Annotated in this window: 1 protein-coding gene; it reads right to left on the bottom strand. The window is 40.6% G+C overall.

Annotated elements, in window-relative coordinates; translation table 11 throughout:
* Positions 1 to 67: 67 nt before the first annotated feature.
* Positions 68 to 266, bottom strand: a 199-nt coding sequence (locus SB754_RS20760) for a hypothetical protein (protein ID WP_410784244.1), incomplete at its 5' end; no start/stop codon positions are given.

The raw sequence follows: 266 nt of genomic DNA, 5'->3' as shown, positions 1-266 counted from the left end.
GCGAAATTCTTTTCCAGATATAGGCTACAAGCATTTACTCTACACACCAAGGTTGGAAGAGCCAAAATTAGTTATGGCAAGAAACAGAATTTTGCCAAGAACTGCTCGCTCGTTCTTGTTCGGCTATTAATTCTGTGGTTCCATTTTCGTGACGCTGCCAACCTGTGGCTTCAACAATTGCTACCGTAGGAAACTCGCTCGAATTTTCTTCATATTCTTCTTCATTCGACAAATATTCATCTGATAAATCCAGATCGGGAATTTCC

Origin of the sequence: Leifsonia sp. SIMBA_070, assembly GCF_046534635.1 — a bacterium.
Taxonomy (GTDB): domain Bacteria; phylum Actinomycetota; class Actinomycetes; order Actinomycetales; family Microbacteriaceae; genus Leifsonia.
The sequence above is the reverse complement of the archived record's forward strand: the minus strand, read 5'-3'. Positions and strand labels throughout refer to the sequence as shown.